Annotated in this window: 14 protein-coding genes; 5 read left to right on the top strand and 9 right to left on the bottom strand. The window is 68.2% G+C overall.

Features of this window, described 5'->3' with window-relative positions; genetic code table 11:
- Positions 1-47 precede the first annotated feature (47 nt).
- From ACN469_RS36760 to cqsA, 6 genes are all read right to left on the bottom strand, one after another.
- A complete protein-coding gene (locus tag ACN469_RS36760; RefSeq protein WP_498775905.1) occupies positions 48-1697 on the bottom strand; it encodes a cell wall anchor protein in 1650 nt (549 codons plus the stop codon).
- Positions 1698-1887: 190 nt separating this feature from the next.
- Positions 1888-3552, bottom strand: a complete 1665-nt coding sequence (locus ACN469_RS36755; protein ID WP_498775903.1) for a carbohydrate-binding protein — start codon at positions 3550-3552, stop codon at positions 1888-1890.
- A 133-nt stretch (positions 3553-3685) separates the two neighbouring features.
- Positions 3686-4672, bottom strand: a complete 987-nt coding sequence (locus tag ACN469_RS36750) for a methyltransferase (RefSeq protein WP_498775901.1) — start codon at positions 4670-4672, stop codon at positions 3686-3688.
- Positions 4673-4951: 279 nt separating this feature from the next.
- The gene (locus ACN469_RS36745; RefSeq protein ID WP_498775899.1) at positions 4952-8512 is read right to left on the bottom strand and encodes an endopeptidase; all 3561 of its coding nucleotides are present in this window, start codon (positions 8510-8512) and stop codon (positions 4952-4954) included.
- Positions 8513-8756: 244 nt separating this feature from the next.
- Positions 8757-9356, bottom strand: a complete 600-nt coding sequence (locus ACN469_RS36740) for a TetR/AcrR family transcriptional regulator (protein ID WP_498775898.1) — start codon at positions 9354-9356, stop codon at positions 8757-8759.
- Positions 9357-9425: 69 nt separating this feature from the next.
- Complete coding sequence (gene cqsA / locus ACN469_RS36735; protein ID WP_498775896.1) at positions 9426-10670, bottom strand: alpha-hydroxyketone-type quorum-sensing autoinducer synthase; 1245 nt, start codon at positions 10668-10670, stop codon at positions 9426-9428.
- Between the two features lie 164 nt (positions 10671-10834).
- Between cqsA and ACN469_RS36730 the strand changes: the two genes are divergently transcribed.
- Entirely contained in the window at positions 10835-11182 is a 348-nt protein-coding gene (locus ACN469_RS36730; RefSeq protein ID WP_498775895.1) for an ArsR/SmtB family transcription factor, read from the top strand.
- Positions 11179-11670: an SRPBCC family protein gene (locus ACN469_RS36725; protein WP_498775893.1), complete on the top strand. Its 492-nt coding sequence runs from the start codon at positions 11179-11181 to the stop codon at positions 11668-11670. Before ACN469_RS36730 ends, ACN469_RS36725 begins: the two co-directional genes overlap by 4 nt.
- A 24-nt stretch (positions 11671-11694) precedes the next feature.
- On the opposite strand, the gene ACN469_RS36720 is transcribed toward ACN469_RS36725, so the two are convergent.
- A complete protein-coding gene (locus tag ACN469_RS36720; protein WP_498775891.1) occupies positions 11695-12129 on the bottom strand; it encodes a DUF4345 domain-containing protein in 435 nt (144 codons plus the stop codon).
- 61 nt (positions 12130-12190) lie between these two features.
- On the opposite strand from ACN469_RS36720, the gene ACN469_RS36715 reads away from it, so the two are divergent.
- The gene (locus tag ACN469_RS36715) at positions 12191-12784 is read left to right on the top strand and encodes a TetR/AcrR family transcriptional regulator (protein ID WP_498775889.1); all 594 of its coding nucleotides are present in this window, start codon (positions 12191-12193) and stop codon (positions 12782-12784) included.
- Between the two features lie 17 nt (positions 12785-12801).
- Here ACN469_RS36715 and ACN469_RS36710 read toward each other — a convergent pair whose 3' ends face one another.
- A complete protein-coding gene (locus ACN469_RS36710; protein WP_498775887.1) occupies positions 12802-13371 on the bottom strand; it encodes an imm11 family protein in 570 nt (189 codons plus the stop codon).
- A gap of 13 nt (positions 13372-13384) precedes the next feature.
- Positions 13385-13873: a hypothetical protein gene (locus tag ACN469_RS36705; RefSeq protein ID WP_498775885.1), complete on the bottom strand. Its 489-nt coding sequence runs from the start codon at positions 13871-13873 to the stop codon at positions 13385-13387.
- A gap of 223 nt (positions 13874-14096) precedes the next feature.
- Here ACN469_RS36705 and ACN469_RS36700 point away from each other — a divergent pair, with 223 nt between their 5' ends.
- Positions 14097-14639: a hypothetical protein gene (locus tag ACN469_RS36700; RefSeq protein ID WP_498775883.1), complete on the top strand. Its 543-nt coding sequence runs from the start codon at positions 14097-14099 to the stop codon at positions 14637-14639.
- A gap of 59 nt (positions 14640-14698) precedes the next feature.
- Positions 14699-18445, top strand: coding sequence for an isoleucine--tRNA ligase (ileS, locus tag ACN469_RS36695; protein WP_498775881.1), 3747 nt, complete (start codon positions 14699-14701; stop codon positions 18443-18445).
- The last annotated feature ends 91 nt before the right edge of the window (positions 18446-18536 follow it).

Genomic DNA, 18536 nt, shown 5'->3' with positions numbered 1-18536 from the left:
GGTGTCCCCTGACGAAGCGCGCTCCGGGGACACCTGACTTCAACTGTCTACTGGCGCAGGACGCGCTTGAGCTTGAAGGGCGAGGGGCTCTCGCTCATCGTGTAATAGCTCCCACCGCTCGGGTCGTACTCGATGGCCTCGCCCTGCCCTTCCACGGTGTCCGTCAGGGTGACGGGCGCCGCCGCGAAGGCCGTCTCGAAGGCCGCCCCCGGCGCCGCGCGGAACTCATAGACAGTCTTGTACGTGCGCAGGATGAAGCGGTTGGAGCACGGGTGGATGTTCGCGGACGTGGTGTAGGACCAGTTCGGCTGGTCCGGGACCACGGGCAGCTGGAGGTTGGACACGAAGATGAGCGTGGACTGCACGCCCGGCGCCGGCAGCGGCTTGGGCATCTTGTACACCTTGCTCAACCCCGAGCCGGACTTGGTGATGATGTAGATGTCGGCGGTGACGGGGTGGACCATGATGGCCTCGGCGTCCTTGCCGCCATCCGGGTACACGAAGGGGAACTGCTCCGACGTCAAATCTCCGCTCGTCTGGCCCGCGCCGATGTTCGGCTCGGGGATGCGGTAGACGTAGAACGTATTCGGCGGGATGGGCAGGCTCGCGCTCGAGCGGCCGATGTCTCCCATGTAGATGCAGAAGCCGGTGGGGCACGGCCCGGTGGCCACGTCCTCCCAATCCTGCGGCGTCACGCCGGCCACCTTGAACGAGCCCAGCGTCGCCGCGTTGGCGGTGCTGATGGCGACGATGTCGTTGACGTCCTCGTTGTGGGCGTAGATGGCGCCCGGGGTGACGCGGCTGGCGGCCAGGCCCGAGGGCTCGACGATGAGCGGCGCAGACACGTTGCCCATCAGCGTCCACGCCGGAGCGAAGGTGTCACCCACGGTGCACGTGGGCGCGTCCGCGGCCCGGAGCGCCACCGCCTGGGCGGTGTTGGTGTTGGGCAGCGTGGACACGCCGTTGAACGCGGGCTGCGCACCCGCCGCCCCCAGCTCCTTCCACGCCATGTCGAAGAGGATGCCCCGGTCCGACGACTGCAAGCACGCCTCGAAGGCCTCGGTGAAGCCCGTGGGAGGCGTCAGCGGATTGGTGGGGCACGTGGCGCCCGCCCACAGCTGCGTGCCGAACCACACCGCCAGCCCGTTGGCCGAGGTCGTGGTGATGGCCGGGCTGTCCATGGTGGCCAGGTTGCCGTTCTTCTGGCCGCTGTGCGCATCGATGGGGTTGGTGGGATTCGCGCCGGAGAACGCGGAGATGCTGCCGGCGAGGTAGTAGGAGGCGTCGAAGGTGAACGCATAGCTCGCCGGCTCCGATGCCCCGGCGACCTTGTAGAAGACCCACGCCTTGATTTGGGACGCACTCTGGTCCGAGCGCAGGAACGTCCAGCCCGCGGGAGGCGTCGCCACCGCCGCCACGTTGTTGCGGTTGCTGAGGCGCGCCAGCAGCACGTCACCCGCGACGGTGCCCGCCGGCTTGTTGAGGGTCAGCGACGTGGCGCCCTTCACCCACGCCGTCGTGCTCGCCCGGTGGCTCACCGAGGACACCGACTGCCGGGCCTCGCCCACCACCGCGGGCACCGTCTCCGAGCCGCTCGCTGGGGCCTCGGACTCCTGCGGACCGCAGCCCCCCAGCGCCAACAATGAGACGGATACAATCCAACGTGAAACACCCTGACTGAAGACCTTCAATGTCATTCCAATCTCCCGATGAGCTGCTCGGCGAGGACTCTCGCCCTTGAGCGCTGCTATCTCAGAAAATGGGAAAAAAGGAGAAACAGGTTGAGAAAGCAGACGGCTCAACATCACGTGTCAGCCATTGCTGAAAACTTCCATGACAACCACCCGAGCGGAGCTGCCTGATTCCGCCCGGATGGTTCAAGCCACGCTATGGCGCGACGTCGAGGAGGCCCACGCCGCGTTGGGACCACTCGGTGCCGGGCGCGGTGCGCAGGTCATCCACGGGCAGGGGCAGGTGCTCCCACTGGGCGGTGTTGGCTGGTGGGGGCTTGTTGGTGTTCTGGGCCTTCGCCCGGTAGAGCTGCCCGTCGTGCATCACCAGGGCCCCCGCCGCGTACGTCATGTCCGGTGAGCCAGGCGCCAGGGTGGCCTTGGCCGTCCAGCGCTCGAGCTGGCGCGTCGTGGTGCCGGCGGGCAGGCCCGTGTTGACGAACGTGAGCGCCGTGACATCGCCATTCACGTTGCCGGTGGCCGTCACCGAGCCCACCGTGCCGCTGCCACCCGTCAGGCCGGAGATGAGCCTGCGACTGCCCTCCCACCGGTTCTCCTTCAAGGTGATGGGCGCGGTAATCGTCCCCGCCTTGCTGAGCACGACGCCCGGGTCCGTGGCCGTCGGATAGACGCCCTGGTAGCCGAAGTTCAACCCTCGGAACGCGTTGCGCTCCCAGTTGAACTTCGCCCCCGCGCCGGACGTGCCACCGAACCAGATGCCCAGTGACAGCGTGTCGGCGAAGTAGTTGTCGGTGAACTCCACGTTGAGCGGGAGGTCCCCGGCCTCCGCCTGCGCGAAGAAGTTGAGCAGCGCGCCCGCTCCGCCGACGAAGACGTTGTGGTGGAAGCGGATGGTGCCGCCGCGCACCTGCGCCTGGGAGTTGTGGTCCTGGTAGGTCTGGAAGGCCGCGCGCCAGTCGATGGCGCCGAACGCGAAGACGTTGTGGTGCACCTCCGTGCCGTCGCCCAGGTTCTGGACCTGGAGGGACTCGGTGCCCGTGCGCACCAGCCGGTTGTTGTAGACCTTCAGGTTGGAGCCCAGCGGCGTGGGCGCGCCCTGCGTGGAGCCGAAGTAGATGGCCTCGCTGGCGGTGTCGTGGATGTAGAGGTCGTGCAGCTTGATATCGTTGAGGGGCGGCACCGTGCCGTCGCCGTTGGCGGCGCGGGTGATGCGCAGGCCCGCGAAGCCCGCGCGGGTGATTTCCAGGTACTCCAGCTCGAAGCTGTGCGCGCCGCCGATGCCCAGCCCCATGTGGCCGCCGCTCAGGAAGATGTCGTCACTGAGGATGCCGTAGCGGTCGCGCGACGTCGCATACGCGCCGCAGCGGTGGCCCGGGAAGTCCACGTGGCCGGTGCCGGAGTCCGGGTCATACCGGCCGGTGAGCACCCAGTTGGAGCCCCCGCTCATGGACCAGATGTAGCCCTGGGTGCTGCCCGGGTTGGGGCGGATGACCACCTGGCCCCCCGTGTTGGTGATGACCAGCGGGCGGCTCGCCGGGCGGTTGGGCAGGTTGCCCAGGTTGATGAGCGTGTATCTCCCCGCGGGGATGTAGAGCCTGTCCAGCGTGCTCCAGTTCGTGGACGGATAGCGCGACTGCACGTCCGGGATGTACAGCTCCCCGTTCGCGCTGGGCCCCGGCAGCGTCAGCGTGTTGCCGGGCACGCCGAAGCGGCCGAACGGCTCACACGCGCCCAGGGTGCCGCCATCCCCCGAGCCCGCGTCCGTCTGGGTGTCGTCGGGCCCCTCGTCTTCGGGTGAGTCACCCGAGCACGCCGAGGTGAAACAAGCGATGAGGCACAGGACGGAGAGGCTCCGAATCATGGTGCGGCTCCCGAGGGGAAGGAGCCCTGAAGCCTAACGCGATTCGCGCGAGCGCTCCGCGCGACTCGCGCGCGGCGCCCCGGGTCGCCTCTTGTCACACAGTAACATCTTCAACGAAATAGCGGGCTTGGCCTCAGGCCACCTTGCCCACCAGGATGGAGTAGGGGCTGTGGGTGGGGATGATGCGGTCCAGCTTGAAGCCACCCTCGGCGAACAGGGCATCGTATTGGACTTGCGTGCGCTCGCGCCCGCCCGCGAGCGACAGCATGACCAGGTCCATCACCAGTGCGGGGTGCAGCTCCGGGCCCTCGGGCAGCATCATCTCCAGCACCAGCAGCTCCGCGTGGGCCGGCGCCACCTGGCGAATCTGCCGGAGGAGGGAGATGGCCTGCGGGTCCGCCCAGTCGTGGATGATGTTGCTCAGGATGTACGCGTCGGCGCGCGGCAGCGGCCCCACGAAGAAGTCTCCCGCCTGCGTCTTCATGCGCGGATGCGGCTGGGAGTTCTCCACCACATGCGGCAGGTCGAACAGCGTGCCGTGGGAGCGGGGCGTGGCATCGAGCACCGCTGACAGGATGTGGCCCCGGCCTCCGGCGATGTCCGCGATGTGCTCGTAGCGGTGGAACTCCATCGCCTGGAGCACCGCCGCGATGGCCATGTGCGACTTGCCCGTCATCGCCGCGTCGAAGACCCGCGCGTCCTCCGGATGGGCCTGGAGGTACGGCCAGAGTCCACCCGGCGTCACGGAGTCACAGGCTGTCTGGCCCGTCCGCGCTGACACGCCCAGCGCCCCGGCCGAGCGCCAGTTGATGTCGTCTCCGAACATCATCACCAGCGACTTCAGCGACTGCGGGTGACTGGCCTTCAAGTGCTCGGAGTAGTCGTTGTGGGCCCAGCCGCCCCCGCGTCGCTCGAACACGCCATGCGCCGCCAACAGCCGCATCATCCGATGGAGCGAGTCACCGTGCGCCCCCGTCGCCCGCGCCAGCTCCTCGCTGCTCATGGGTGTATTGCCCAGGACATCCGCCACCCCGAGCTGCGCGATGAGGTAGAGGCACCGGGGGGCGAAGTATCCGGTGCTGAGATTGAAGATGAACGCCGGGGCTGGAAGCTGTTGCATGCGCGCTCCTGGTCAGCAGGAAGTGAATTGCCTGCAAAGTGAAATTCTACCTGGACCCAGGAACGAATCAGCCACACCCCGCATACCGCCATGCATTCAAATGAACACAGATGCTGTACCCGCACCACACAAAGCCTGACGCGGCTCGCCATGACCTGACTTCAGACGTTGGCGGCGTCGCCCTGGAGGGCATGACCCTGGAGGGCTGGGTGGGAAAGGACGACACCGCCAGCCCTGACGCATGCGGCGCGACAGGGCTGGCGGCCTGGACGGTAGGGATTAGCGCGCGGCGCGCGTGCGTCCCTGGGTGGGTTGAGGCCGGACCGGGCCGGACGCGACGGACGCCGCCACGCCGAAGACGACGTCGTCATTGTCGTCGTAGAGGCCGAAGGTGCAGCTCGACGCCGGGCTGGAGGCTTCCACGAACTGCGCCCGGACGACATGCTGGCCCACGTTTCCGCCCACCGTGAAGGTGTGGCTGAAGGTCCGCGCGCCGCTGCCCGTGCACGTCAGGCCGGAGGCAAGCGAGGTCCATGTGGGGAAGCCGGACACGGCGGGGGCGTAGTACAGGTTCAGCCGGTCCGTGGCGTCGTAGCACCACACCGTCACGTCCACCTTGACCTGCTTGCCCGGGGTGATGGGCCCCCCGTCCACGCTCTTGAGCACGACGCGGTCGATGCTCTCGTCGTAGTGGAAGAAGCCGAAGGGGCCATCCGGGCAGCCGTCGAGCGTGTTGGGCGTGTTGGGCTCCGCCGCCAGGAACTGGCTGCCCCGGCTGTTGACGAGCGTGCCGGTGTCGCAGCCGCAGCCATTCCCGCAGACAGGCGTGCGGAGCGTGGCGTCATACGTGGCCACCGCCGGAGACGTGCAGGTGCCACCGCCCGCCTGGGTGGTGAAGTTGAAGCCCGAGCTGTAGTTGCCGGCGCCGCAGGCATCCACCGCGCGGGCCCGCCAGTAGTACCGCGTGTTGGCCGTCAGCGTGGAGGACACCGTCCACGCGCTGCTGGAGAGCGCGTTGGCCGAGCGCACCACGTTGGAGAAGCCCGTGTCCGTGGCCACCTGCACCTCGTACGCGGTGGCGCCCGTGACGTCGCCCCAGTCGAGCGCCGGGGCCAGCGCGACATTCGTCGCCCCGTCCGCCGGGGTGGACAGCGTGGGGGCCGCGGCGGGCTGGCAGGTGGTGTCCGCCGTGGTGAAGCGGAAGGCGGTGCTGTACGCGCTGGTGCCGCAGCCGCTCACCGCGCGCACGCGCCAGAAGTACGGCGTGTTGGCCGTCAGCGCGGGAGACACCGTCCAGGTGCTGCTGGTGAGCGCCGTGGCCGAGCGCACCACGGTGCCGAACGCCGCGTCCGTCGCCACCTGCACTTCATAGGTGGTGGCGCCCGACACGTCCGCCCAGTCGAGCACGGGGGCCAGCGCGACGTTCGCCGCGCCATCCGCGGGCGTGGAGAGCGTGGCGGTGCCCGGAGGCGTGCAGGGGCCGCCGGCCGTCGCGCAGACACACGCGGCGGCGGGGCCGTAGCAGGCGGTGGAGCTGGCGGGGACGACGGAGTAGCAATACTGCCGCCCGTTGGCGACCTCCGCGTCCGTGTACGTGGTGCCGGAGACGGTGGCGACGCGCACCTTGCCGAAGTCACAGCCGGCATAGCCGTCCGTCTTCATCACCCAGTACTCGCTCGCGCTGGGCACCGCGCTCCAGCTCAGCGCCACCTGGCCGTCGCTGGGGCTCGCCGTCGCGGTGGGCGCCGTCTTCGGGCCCGTCGCGCAGCCGCCGTTGGTGGGGGCGGGCGTGGAGCAGGCGATGCCGTGACGGTTGAAGGCCGCGTGGATGGCCGTCATGTGCGGCGTGCCGTCGTTCAGGTTGCCGTTGTCGTCATCCGCCGCCAGCCACTGCATGTAGCCATGGCTCGCGCCGCAACCGTCGGACGTGCCCGCCGAGCAGTTGCAGGCGTGCCACGAGCCCACGTTGCCGCTGCCCTGGTAGAAAATCTTGTTGCCGATGATGAAGGCGGTGTTGGAGTCGTAGTTGAACGGCGGCGCCTGCAGGTCGCGGGCGACCAGGTCCCACGCGGCCTGACGCACCGGCGCGGCGGCGCAGTGCACCTGACGACCACAGGGGCCCGTGCCGGAGGAGCAGCGCGAGCACACGAAGTTCTGCGGCGTGGCCGGCGTCTGGTTGACGTGCGCCAGGTAGTCCGCGTCGCGCACGCCCGAGCAGCGCGCGTTGCACCACGTGCCGCCCGCCTGCGCCTCGTTCTGGTTGTAGCCCGTGCCGTCCGGCGTCTTGCCGCAGCCCAGGTCCATGGTCGCGAAGAAGCCATAGCCCACGCACGAGGCCTGCAACCGGTAGATGGACGCGATGTCCGCGTACGCCTCGCTGGAGTTGGAGAGCGCGCCGCCGGAGTCGAAGTCGTCCATGCCGTGGCCCCACTCGTGGTCGAACACGGCGGCGATTTCGCCCGTGTTCCGGCAGCCTCCGCCGCTGCGGTAGAAGTTGACGGTGGAGCCGTTCCAGAAGGCGTTGCACGTGCTGTTGATGTTGACGTTGGCGGTGAGCTGCCCCTGCAGCCACGTGTTGCCCGGCAGCCAGCCGCGCCCCAGCTCCGCGATGCGGTTCAGCTCGTAGAAGGCCGAGCGCGAAGCCGGCGTGTTGCCCGCGCCGCCGCCGCCCGTGGCGCAGTCATGCTGGCCGTTGGTGCCACCCAGCTGGATGTTGCCGGTGGCCGAGGTGGTGCTCGGCGAGCCGCAGGTGTCACTGACGCGCACGTACTTGCCGGCCAGCGTCGTGGTGACGTTGCCGGAGCTGTAGTTGAAGACGCCGGCGCCGTCCGTGAAGTTGTTGGGCGCCGCCAGGCCCGTGTTCGCCCAGGGCATGGGCGAGTCGACCTGCATCGTCCCGCACGTCGTGTTGGCCGGGCAGATTTCGGTGTTGCTCAGCGGGTAGATGCCGCCCTTGATGGTGGCGTCCAGGTAGTGGTTGTCGTCCTCCAGGGCCAGCACCTCGCCGGAGTGCGCGTCCACCGTCACCTTCCAGCGCTCCGTCTCCCCGGGGTTCTGGAAGCCATACGTCCAGACGAGCTGGTGGCGGTAGCCCTCACCGAAGCCCGCCTCCGCGCGCGCCATCGGTGCGATTTCCAGCGTGGGCGGCTGCCACAGCGAGCCCGGCGTCTCCAGCAGGCCGAAGCGCTCACCGCCCGCCGTCAGCGCCTGCTCGGGGCTCAGCGTGGGCCGCGTGGACGCGGTGACGTTGCTCCACGCCTCGGTGCCCAGCAGCACCAGGTTGCCGTGATTGATGGTGGCCACGAGCTGGCCATGGCGCACGGGGATGCCCTCCACCTCCTGCGGCACCCGCACATGCCAGAGCACGTCGGTCACCTTCGTGACGCGGGGCCCGCCCAGTTGCAGCAGGTCCACGCCCAGCGCGGCCTGGTTGTCCTGGAGGAACTTGAAGAGCACGTCCGCGACGACCGCGGCGTCCACCTCTCCCGTGGAGCGGCCGAGCTGCTGCTGCAGCGTGGACAGGCTCACCGTGTTGCCCACGCCCTTGCCGGGGATGAGCGGAATGGCGCCCTGGATGGCGGTGGGCGAGCCCGTGAGCGGGTCCAGGTACACATGGAAGTCGCGCCCGTTGCGCGCGAAGAAGTCCTCCCAGACGCCCGGCCCCGCGCCCTTCAGCTTCGAGCGTGCATCCTCCAAGGAGACATTGGAGACAGGCAGGTACAGCTCGGGCTTGAAGAACGCCTGGCTCGCCAACGAGCTCGATTGTGAGGGCTGGAGTGCCCATGCCAGCGCGCTGCTACACAGCACGAGGCAGGCTAGCCACTTCGACACAAGACGCATGCGGTCCTCCCGCGAGTCACGAATGACAGACACTCCCCCCTGGGAGCACCCGCTCAGTCGAGCCCGCGAGCCGTGACGAGGGAAATCGCTACTTTCGAGAAGTGTCGGACCAGCCGGAACATCAATTCCCACGCGGAGCTAGACAGCCCACGGATGAACAGTCATCAGGACTTCCAGTCTGACGCCTCCAGGTGGATGGGAAATCATCCACTGCACTGGAGTTGACGCTCCGCGCCGCAGGCACTCAGGCGGGGAAGAGCAGCCGCGAGGACTGCTTCACCCACGCGCGCCGCGTCTCCAGCGTGCGGAAGTCCAGGAGGATGAGCTGGTCGAACACGCGCGGCATCATCGACATCAGCGACACGGAGGACCAGATTTGCGTGAGGGCCATCCGGCGCCGCTCTTCCGTCAGGTGCGCGGTGTCCGGCGCGAGCTTGCCCGACAACGCCTCCAGGAACGCGTTGAGCTCCCGGATGGCCGCGCCGTCGTAGCGCTGATGCACGAGCGCGTCGTGCAGGTGCGCATGGGCGATGCGCGGGTAGCGTCCCACGTTGCCGATGACATCCTCCAACAGCGTCTCGAACGCCTCGCGGATGCCCAGGCCTTCGGCGCGCAGCCGCTCGAAGTCCACCAGCACATGCCCGAAGGCCTGCTCCAGCGTCGCCTCGAGCGCCTGGGCCAGCAGCCGCTCCTTGCTACGGAAATAGTAGCTGATGGCCGCGCTGTTCACCTGCGCCTCGCGGGCAATCTCCCGGATGCCCGTGGCGTCCAGGCCATCCCGTTCGAGGCAGATGATGGTCGCCCGGAGGATGCGCTCCCGGGCGTCCTGCTCCTTGGTTCCCATTCGCGCCCAACCTAGCGCAGGCGGCCTCGACGGCGCTCGCCGAAGCGCGGCTGTTCACGGCGAGGCGTTTCAGGCCGATGGGTGCCGCGCCTCGTGGCGACGCGTGGAGGCCCAGCTCGACAGGCCCACCTCGTCACGGAGTTCCCGGCACGCGTCGACGACGTGGTCCAGGTCCTCTCGCGTCAGCTCGCTGTGGACGGAGAGGCGCACGAGCGAGTGCCTCACGGGCGTGGCCGGGTCGCAGAACACCGAGCCGAAGATGCCGCGCGCCTCCAGCGCGTCCTTGAGGAGCAACGTTTGCACCTCCAGACCGGATTGCAGGGCGAGAATCTGCGCCGCGCCGCCGTCCAGGTCATAGCCCAGCTCCTCCAGGTGCCAGCGCAGGTATGCGGCATTCGCGTGCAGTCGCAGACGGCGTGCGTCCGCGTCGCGGATGAGGTCCAGCGCCGCCAGCAGCGCCGCGATGTCGTGGGGCAGCACGGTGGAACTGAAGATGGCGGGGCCCGAGGTCATCTCGAAGTAGCGCTCGAAGCCGCTCATGCAGGCGATGAAGCCAGCCCGGCCAGCGAAGGCCTTGGACAGGCTCGCGGTCCGGAAGTGAACGTGCTCCAGCAACCCCTGCTCCACCACCAGTCCCGCGCCGCGGGGGCCGTGCGTGCCCAGGGAGTGGGACTCGTCCACCAGCAGCACGCATCCGTGTCGCGAGGCGAGCTCCGCCACGTCCGTGAGCGGGCAGACGGAACCATTCGTGCTGTAGACCGAGTCCACCACGATGACGCCGGGCCCGATGCGAGTGATGCGCCGCCGCAGGTCATCGACGTTGTTGTGCCGAAAGGGCACTGCGGTGGCGCCCGCGCTCTGGATTCCCCTCCAGAGGGACATGTGCGCCATCCGGTCGATGTAGACGGGCACCTGCTCATCCGCCAGACACTCCAGCAGGCCCACGTTCGCGCTGTAGCCGGACTGGCACAGGATGCCTGACTCCGCGCGAAGCAGCGCGGCGAGTCGCCGCTCCAGCAGATGTCTCGGATGTGCTCCTCGCTGGAACACGCTCGACATCATCACCCCCAGGCCTTCCCGTGAGAGGGCCTCCATCGCGGCCTGGGCAAGCCGGGGGTGTTTCGCCAGGCAGAGATAGTCGTTGCCGTTGAGCAGGATGGCCCCCGGCCCGGGTGTCAGTCCGTCGAGGATGTGTCGAGGAGACTCCCAGCGCCGCATCCGCGTTTCGAAGTCATGGAGCTTGCGCTGCAGGAAGACAGGGACTGGAGCGCTGATTCCTTCCGAGGCGCTCGCGTCGGGTCCGTGGTCGGTCATGGCACCAGAAGGAGTCCGGCGCCCACGATGTGACGCAAGACCGCGCTGGCGGCAGTGGAGCCTTCCTCCGCCAGCATGCTTCGCGAACGAGCCCTCGCTGCGCGCGGCCTGTGCCGGACGCACTGGGTTGACGAACATATGCACCAGTGTGTATATGCACGAATATGCAGACCGACGTCTTCCAGGTGCTCGCGGACCCAACGCGCCGGCTCATCATCCAGACCCTTCGCGAGGGCGAGCAGCAGGTCAGTGACGTCGTCGAGAAGGCCGGAATCCACCAGTCCGGTGTCTCGCGGCATCTGCGCATCCTCTCCGAGTCGGGCTTCGTCTCGATGCGACCGGATGGGCAACGTCGCCTCTACGCCTTGAGGCCGGAGCCCTTCCGCGAGCTCGACGGGTGGCTGACCCAGTACCGGCAGTTGTGGGAGGCGCGACTCGAACGCTTCGAAGCCGCGCTCGAGAAGAAGAAACAACAGACTCGTCGAGTCAAAGAGAGAGGTACGCGGGAATGAGCCACGAGAACACGTCACGCGGTAGCGCGAAGGTCGTCATCGAGCGCACGTACCGGGCGAGCATCCAGGACATCTGGGAGCTCTGGACCACGAAAGAGGGCTTTGAGTCGTGGTGGGGGCCACAGGGCTTCCGCGCCGAGGTCCAGGAACTCGACCCTCGTGCTGGAGGGACGCTTCGGTACGAGATGATCGCCGACTCTCCGGAGATGATTGCGGCGATGAAGGCGGCGGGCCAGCCGACTTCCCACGCAACCCGCTCCAGCTTCACCGAGGTGGTGCCACACTCGCGGCTCGTCCTCACGAATGTCATCGACTTCATTCCGGGAGTCGCGACCTACGAGAGCAGGATTGCCGTGGGCTTCTTTCCGAACGGCGACAGCGTTCGGATGGTGGTCACGACGGACGCGATGCACAGCGATGAGTTCACGAAGATGCAGACCGAAGGCTTCACGAGCCAGCTCACGAAGCTCGACGGTCGGTTCGCGTGAAGCGCCCGGTGCCGAGCCGGGCTTCTACTCGAGCGTAGGTGAGGCGTCCCGAGGGACTTGTTGCCGCGTCGCAAGTCCCGGAGCTGAGAGCAGCAGCGCCGCGCAGATGGCGCCGATCACCAACTCGGCGACCATCGCCGCGACCAGCTCGGGCGCGGGCGCGCCGTCCAGGGCCAGGCTCAAGATTCGCGACACGCCATAGGACAAGTAGAGCGTCGTCGACACCACCAGCGAGGTGAAGGTCATTCGAGTCCAGACCGCGCCGGCCATGATGAGCAGTCCACAGGCCAGCAACGCCCCGCCCGGAGCGCGCACCTCGCTCAGCAGGCTGACCTGACCGCCCAGGTCGATGCCGCTCCAGCCATGGAAGACCTTGGGGATGAACAGCAGGGGCGCACCAATCAGGCTCCCAATGACGCCCGCGACCAAGAGAACCGTCTTCGTCCATCTGTTCTGCATCGCCGTCCTCGCTTGACACCGTGTCAATTGACTCGGCATTGATTATTCGCGACTTTACATCATGTCAAGTGAATCGCCCGAGACGCGGACCCGCATCCTCGCGGCTGCTCTGCATCTGTTGGAGACCAGCAAGGGCCAGGCGGTGCGGATGAGTGACATCGCGCGGGAGGCCGGGCTCAGCCGGCAGGCCGTCTATCTGCATTTCGGCACGCGGGCGGCGCTGTTGATCGCCACCACGCTCTATCTGGACGAGTTGAAGGACGTGCGCGCGCGGCTTGTCCCCAGTCGCACGGCCAGGAGCGGCGTCGAGCGCCTGGACGCCTATGTCGGAGCCTGGGCCGACTACATTCCGGAGATTCGTGGCGTGGCCAAGGCGCTGATGGCCATGGGCGACACCGACGAAGAGGCCGCCGAGGCCTGGCGCAAGCGAATGGAAGACATGCGCGAAGGCTGCGCCGCCGCTGTCGAGGCGCTCCGCGCCGATGGCACCCTCTCACCCGACTTCACACCGGGCGAGGCCACCGACCTGCTCTGGACGCTGCTGTCGGTACGCAACTGGGAGCACCTGACGCTCGAGCGCGGCTATGCGCAGCGACGCTACAAGGACCTCCTGCTGCGCACCGCGCGGCGACTCTTCGTCCGGGCACCGCGCTGAGCCCGAGTGCGCAGCCCCTACACTTCCACGAACGACATTCCGGTGGTCCCTGCTCGCGCCAGCGCCTCCTTGAGCGTATCGGAAACGATGAGCGCGACCGTCCACCCCCAGGTACGAAATACCTGCGCATCGCCGACCTTCGCGACGTCGATTCGCAGCCCATCCACGTCGCGATACTCCCCGGTCTTCTCAGGTCGCCCATCTTCCGGAAGCCATGGCTCCACCTCCCGGCAGGCCTTGTCGTCGATGCATCGTATCGTCTGGGTGGCGACCAGGATGCAGTACTGATCGGGCTGCCCCTGAATCTCCACCGGGAAGACCTGAACGCCTCCAGGCGCATGCTCCAGGAAAACAGCAGCGACCCGAACGTGAACCACCGGAATGGCAAGGCCCGTCAAGGTGAAGTCGAGCGCCTTTCCAGCGCGAGCCACAGGGAGCCGCAGACGACCTGGCTCGGGAACAGGTGCCCCATTCGTGAAGCACCAGGGGTCCACATCCTGTCCCGTCGAATCAGTGGGACTCCGGAGGTGCCAGCGCCCTGGCGCGGCAACGTCGTCAGTCAACCGGACGTAGCTCTTGGGCATCATGATGAACCTTGCTTCATTCTCGTCGAGTCACAAGCTTGTTCAACCGAGAGCCGTCCGTGCGGAGCTGCCGAGCCAATTCCGTGAGCTCCGCGGGTTGGTGGTACTCCTTGGGATGAGGCCCCTTGTGCCCGCTCACGCGCACGATGTTGGCGGGGTCGGCCCGCTCCGCCTCCGTGGGTTCCACCTCCAGGTGAGCACCTGACTCCAGCGGCGTCATGCGGCGGGTGCTCACATCGAAGCGGTACACACCTCCTCGCGCCTCCATGGCGAAGAGGCGGCGAGCGGCCTCCGGGGCATTCACGGGAGGACGGACTCCTAGCCGCACCGACGCCACGGCCCTCCTGAACTCGTCTTCATCCAACGCGACAGGCGCGGAGTCCGCGGCGCGAGGGGTGAACGCGATGACTTCGCCATCTTCTATCTCCAGGCGCACACCGCGCGCCGTGGCACACCCCGTCAGCAGCGACACGAGCAACAGCACAACAACGCAAGGCAGTCTCATGCGGCACGCTCTCCGTCGAGGCAGCCCAGGCTCGGAGCACACTGGGGCCACGACAACGAGGGTGACACCCAAGGCTGACAGCAGGGTCGCCCCAACCCCTCGGGCCATGGTGACCCGCTGTGCACCCGTGCCACCCGCTGCTCACCGTGCAATCCGTTGCACCTCGCCCATCCCTGCCCCAGGCTGAGCCTCCGAGGTACACCCGTTGCAACTCCACACCCCCATGCCCCCGCGCCTCCCTCTCCTCCTCCTGGTGTTGCTCGGAGTCCCCCTGTCCGCGCGGGCTCAGCCCTACATGCAGCACAACGAGCGCTGGCTCACGGTGGGCCCGCTGCTCAGCGTGTCGCGCCGCGCGGGACAGACGGAGCTGGGGCTGGGCATGGAGACCACCTTCAACGTCCTCGACGACACCACCGCCCTGGGCGTCTTCGCCCAGGCCCAGTGGATGACGGAGGGCTACGCCCGCCTCAACGCGGGCATCCAGGGCTTTCTCTTCTTGGGAGGCCTCGAACTCGGGCTGATGCACGAGACCGGCACCCGCGAGCACCTCCCCACCACCGGCCTGCACCTGGCGCCCTTCGTGACGTTCGTCTTCGGCTCGGTGGGCCTGCGCTTCGGCATCCCCCTCTCCGAGCCGGGCGGCACCGGCCCCGGCATGCCCGGGCGCACCCGGCATGGCCGTGAGGTGGGACTCGTCCTGACAGCCAAGCTCCCCGCCTGGTGGACCTCGAAGGGCACCCTGGAGCCCTACTTCCCCTGGGACTGAGCACCCACCCCCTCGGGGCCCTTCCCTCCCAGGCTCGCGGTGCTATCAAGCACCGCACCATGCCTGAGTCAGCGCCCGCCCCCCTGTTCGACGCCGTGCCCGCGGAGATGGACTTCCCGGCCGAGGAGCGTCGCATCCTCGCCTTCTGGAAGGACCGCCGCATCTTCGAGCGCTCACTCCAGGCACGCGAAGGCGCCAAGAGCTTCGTCTTCTACGAGGGCCCGCCCACCGCCAACGGCCTGCCCCACAACGGACACGTCCTCACCCGCGTCATCAAGGACCTGTTCCCCCGCTACCAGACGATGCGTGGCCACTACGTCCCCCGCAAGGCCGGCTGGGACACCCACGGCCTGCCCGTGGAGGTGGAGGTGGAGAAGGAGCTGCGCATCCACGGCAAGGCCGAAATCGAGCGCTACGGCGTCGAGCCCTTCACCGAGCGCTGCATCGAGTCCGTCTTTCGCTACACCGGCGAGTGGGAGCGCCTCACCGAGCGCATCGGCTTCTGGGTGGACCTCAACGAGGCCTACGTCACCTACCACCGAGGCTTCGTGGAGAGCGTGTGGTGGGCGCTCGCCGAGCTGCACAAGAAGGGCCTGCTCTATCAGGGCCACAAGGTGGTGTGGTGGTGGCCCCAGGGCGGCACCGCGCTCAGCTCCGCCGAAGTGGGCCTGGGCTACAAGACGGTGGACGACCCCAGCGTCTACGTCACCTTCCCCCTGCGCGACGCGCCCGACACCTCGCTGCTCGTGTGGACGACCACCCCGTGGACGCTGCCGTCCAACATGTACGCGGCCGTCAACCCGAGCGTGGACTACGTCACCGTGGACGCCGGTGACCGCAAGCTCATCATCGCCGCCGCGCTGCGCGAGGAGCTGGCCAAGAAGCTCAAGAAGGACCTGCCCATCCTCGCCACCCAGAAGGGCAGCGCCCTCGTGGGCCAGCGCTACCTGCCGCCCTTCGACACGTACTTCGCCCGCGAAGGCGACACGCGGCTGAAGCTGCGCGACGGCGGCGACGACACCCGCGCCTGGCGCGTGCTGAGCGCGGACTTCGTCACGCTCAACACGGGCACCGGCATCGTCCACATCGCCCCCGCCTTCGGCGAGGACGACTACGACGCCTACCGCAAGGACCGCACGCGCTTCCTCCAACCGGAGGCGATGGAGCTGTTCTGCGCCGTCAAGCCGGACGGCACCTTCTCCGAGGAAGTCCCCCTCGTCGCCGGCCGCTTCGTGAAGGACGCGGACAAGGACATCCAGCGCAACCTCAAGGAGCGCGGGCTCCTGCTCGTCACCGAGCAGTACAAGCACGAGTACCCCTTCTGCTGGCGCGCGGATGACGACCCGCTCATCCAGTACGCGCGCCCCGCCTGGTACATCCGCACCACCGCGGTGAAGGACCGCGCCATCGAGAACAACCGGGCCGTCAACTGGGTGCCCGAGCACATCAAGGAAGGCCGCTTCGGCGACTTCCTGGCCAACAACGTGGACTGGGCCCTGTCGCGCGAGCGCTACTGGGGCACGGCGCTGCCGTTGTGGATCCACTCCGAGACGGGCGAAGTGGAGGCCGTGCCTTCACTCCAGGCCCTGCGTGACAAGCCCGGCAGCAACCTGGCCGCCGTGGAGGCGGAGCTCGCGGTGTTCCTCAAGGGCAAGCCCCACGAGTCCAACGCGAAGCACCTCATCGTCCACAAGCCCTGGATTGACAAGGTGACGTACGAGAAGCCGGGCTCCCCGGGCCGCTTCAACCGCGTGCCCGAAGTGGTGGACGTGTGGTTCGACTCCGGCTGCATGCCCTTCGCGCAGTGGGGCTTCCCTCACGCGCCCGGCTCGCATGAGCTGTTCAACCGCGCCTTCCCCGCCGACTTCATCTCCGAGGCCATCGACCAGACGCGTGGCTGGTTCTACTCGCTCTTGATGGTGAGCACGCTCGTCTTCGACGAGGAGACGCAGGCCCGGCTGGGATTGACGCCCCAGCGCGAGTGGCCGCACCCGTACAAGAGCTGCATCGTCCTGGGCCACGTCTCCGACAAGGAGGGCCGCAAGGAGTCCAAGTCCAAGGGCAACTACACGCCGCCCGAAATCATCCTCGACGAAGTGCGCATGGACTTCGCGGTGCTGTCCGCCACGGAGGCGGGCGCGCCGGCCGAGGCGGGCGTGGCGCTCATCGCCCGCGAGGACCTGGAGGGCCTGGACCTGCAGGAAGGCGCCACGGTGCGGTTGTTCCGTCCGGACCGACCGGAGGTCTTCGTCACCGCGACGGTGAAGGCGCACAAGAAGCTCAAGCGCCGCGTGGTGCTGCTGGCGCCCGCGGAGCTCCAGACACTCGGCGTGGCGCCGTCCGCGAAGGGCGCGGGCGTCATGCCGGTGGAGGTGCCTCGACTGGCGCCGTCCGAGCGCGTGACGGTGAAGGACCCCGCCGCCAAGGCCCCGGGCGCGGATGCGTTCCGCTGGTTCTTCTACGCGGCGAGCCCCACCTGGTCCAACACGCGCCACTCGCTGGCGAACGTGCGGCTTTCGCAGAAGGACTTCCAGGTCAAGCTGCGCAACGTCTACTCGTTCTTCACCATCTACGCGAACATCGACGGCTTCAACCCCGCGCGGGGCAACCCGGACGCGAGCGAGGCCCCCTGGGAGGCCGTGCGCAAGAGCCAGGGCTGGCGCGAGGTGAAGGCCCGGCCGATGCTGGACCGCTGGATTCTGTCCGAGGTGCAGCTCGCGCTGCGCCACGTGGAGAAGGCGCTGGACACCTATCAGGTGTACGATGCGGCCCAGCGGATGGTGGCGCTGGTGGACGCGCTGTCCAACTGGTACCTGCGCCGCAGCCGCGAGCGCTTCTGGAAGCCGGGCTTCGAGCAGGACAAGTACGACGCGTACTTCACGCTCTACGAGGCGCTCACCACCATCACCGCGATGGCCGCGCCCTTCGTCCCGTTCTTCGCCGACGAGATGTGGGGCAACCTGGTGCGCAAGGCCTGGCCCCAGACGCAGCCGGAGAGCGTGCACCTGGCCTCCTTCCCTCGCGCCGACGTCAGCCTCATCGACGAGGAGCTGGCGGTGGACATGGCCGCCCTGCGCGAGCTGGTGTCTCCCGGGCTCAAGGTGCGCACGGACAACAAGCTCAAGGTGCGCCAGCCCTTGTCCCGCGCGGACATCATCCTCGCGCGCAAGGAGATGACGGACCGGCTGGCCGTGTACAAGGACCTGCTCGCCGAGGAGCTGAACGTGCACGAGGTGCGCTTCGTGGAGCCGGGCAGCCCGGACGCGGACGTGGTGCGCTTCCGCGTGCGCCCCAACCTGCGCGCGGTGGGCGGCCGGCTCGGCCCCAAGCTGGCGCCGGTGCGCAAGGCGTTCGACACCGGCGACGGCCGCGCCCTGCACCGGGAGCTGCTCCAGACGGGCCAGGTGGCCATCACCCTCGCGGGCGAGACGCTGGTGTTCTCCGGTGACGACCTGGAGACGCTGGTGGAGGCCAACCCCGGCTACGCGGCGGCGGGCACGGGCGCGGGCGTGGTGGTGCTCCACACCGAGCTGACGGAGGCGCTCGTCGACGAGGGCCTGGTGCGCGAGCTGCTGGCGCGGGTGCAGGGTGCTCGCAAGGACATGGAGCTGGGCTACACGGACCGCATCCGCCTCTGGGTGGACGGCGACGCGCGGGTGAAGCGCGTCACGGAAGAGGGCCGGGAGCTGATTGCCCGGGAGACGCTGGCCGTCTCCGTCCAAGTGGGTCCAGAGGGCCTCACCGGGCAGGAGGAGGAAGTCCAGCTCAATGGACTGCCCGCGCGCCTGAAGGTGGAGCGCGCCTGAGGTCCCCAACGCCTGCTCATCCGTGCACCGGGTGAGCAGGCATTCTTTTCAAAAACCTCGCGCGGCCCCCTGTAGTGTGGCGTCAGGATTC

Origin of the sequence: Corallococcus terminator, from assembly GCF_049194865.1 — a bacterium.
Lineage (GTDB): Bacteria > Myxococcota > Myxococcia > Myxococcales > Myxococcaceae > Myxococcus > Myxococcus terminator_A.
This window is presented reverse-complemented; position numbering and strand designations above follow the sequence as displayed.

What these genes read in the sequence shown, in the direction of transcription:
- ACN469_RS36760 (WP_498775905.1), bottom strand. Translation starts at nt 1,697, where the DNA reads ATGACATTGAAGGTCTTCAGTCAGGGTGTTTCACGTTGGATTGTATCC.
- ACN469_RS36755 (WP_498775903.1), bottom strand. Translation starts at nt 3,552, where the DNA reads ATGATTCGGAGCCTCTCCGTCCTGTGCCTCATCGCTTGTTTCACCTCG.
- ACN469_RS36750 (WP_498775901.1), bottom strand. Translation starts at nt 4,672, where the DNA reads ATGCAACAGCTTCCAGCCCCGGCGTTCATCTTCAATCTCAGCACCGGA.
- ACN469_RS36745 (WP_498775899.1), bottom strand. Translation starts at nt 8,512, where the DNA reads ATGCGTCTTGTGTCGAAGTGGCTAGCCTGCCTCGTGCTGTGTAGCAGC.
- ACN469_RS36740 (WP_498775898.1), bottom strand. Translation starts at nt 9,356, where the DNA reads ATGGGAACCAAGGAGCAGGACGCCCGGGAGCGCATCCTCCGGGCGACC.
- cqsA (WP_498775896.1), bottom strand. Translation starts at nt 10,670, where the DNA reads ATGACCGACCACGGACCCGACGCGAGCGCCTCGGAAGGAATCAGCGCT.
- ACN469_RS36730 (WP_498775895.1), top strand. Translation starts at nt 10,835, where the DNA reads ATGCAGACCGACGTCTTCCAGGTGCTCGCGGACCCAACGCGCCGGCTC.
- ACN469_RS36725 (WP_498775893.1), top strand. Translation starts at nt 11,179, where the DNA reads ATGAGCCACGAGAACACGTCACGCGGTAGCGCGAAGGTCGTCATCGAG.
- ACN469_RS36720 (WP_498775891.1), bottom strand. Translation starts at nt 12,129, where the DNA reads ATGCAGAACAGATGGACGAAGACGGTTCTCTTGGTCGCGGGCGTCATT.
- ACN469_RS36715 (WP_498775889.1), top strand. Translation starts at nt 12,191, where the DNA reads ATGTCAAGTGAATCGCCCGAGACGCGGACCCGCATCCTCGCGGCTGCT.
- ACN469_RS36710 (WP_498775887.1), bottom strand. Translation starts at nt 13,371, where the DNA reads ATGATGCCCAAGAGCTACGTCCGGTTGACTGACGACGTTGCCGCGCCA.
- ACN469_RS36705 (WP_498775885.1), bottom strand. Translation starts at nt 13,873, where the DNA reads ATGAGACTGCCTTGCGTTGTTGTGCTGTTGCTCGTGTCGCTGCTGACG.
- ACN469_RS36700 (WP_498775883.1), top strand. Translation starts at nt 14,097, where the DNA reads ATGCCCCCGCGCCTCCCTCTCCTCCTCCTGGTGTTGCTCGGAGTCCCC.
- ileS (WP_498775881.1), top strand. Translation starts at nt 14,699, where the DNA reads ATGCCTGAGTCAGCGCCCGCCCCCCTGTTCGACGCCGTGCCCGCGGAG.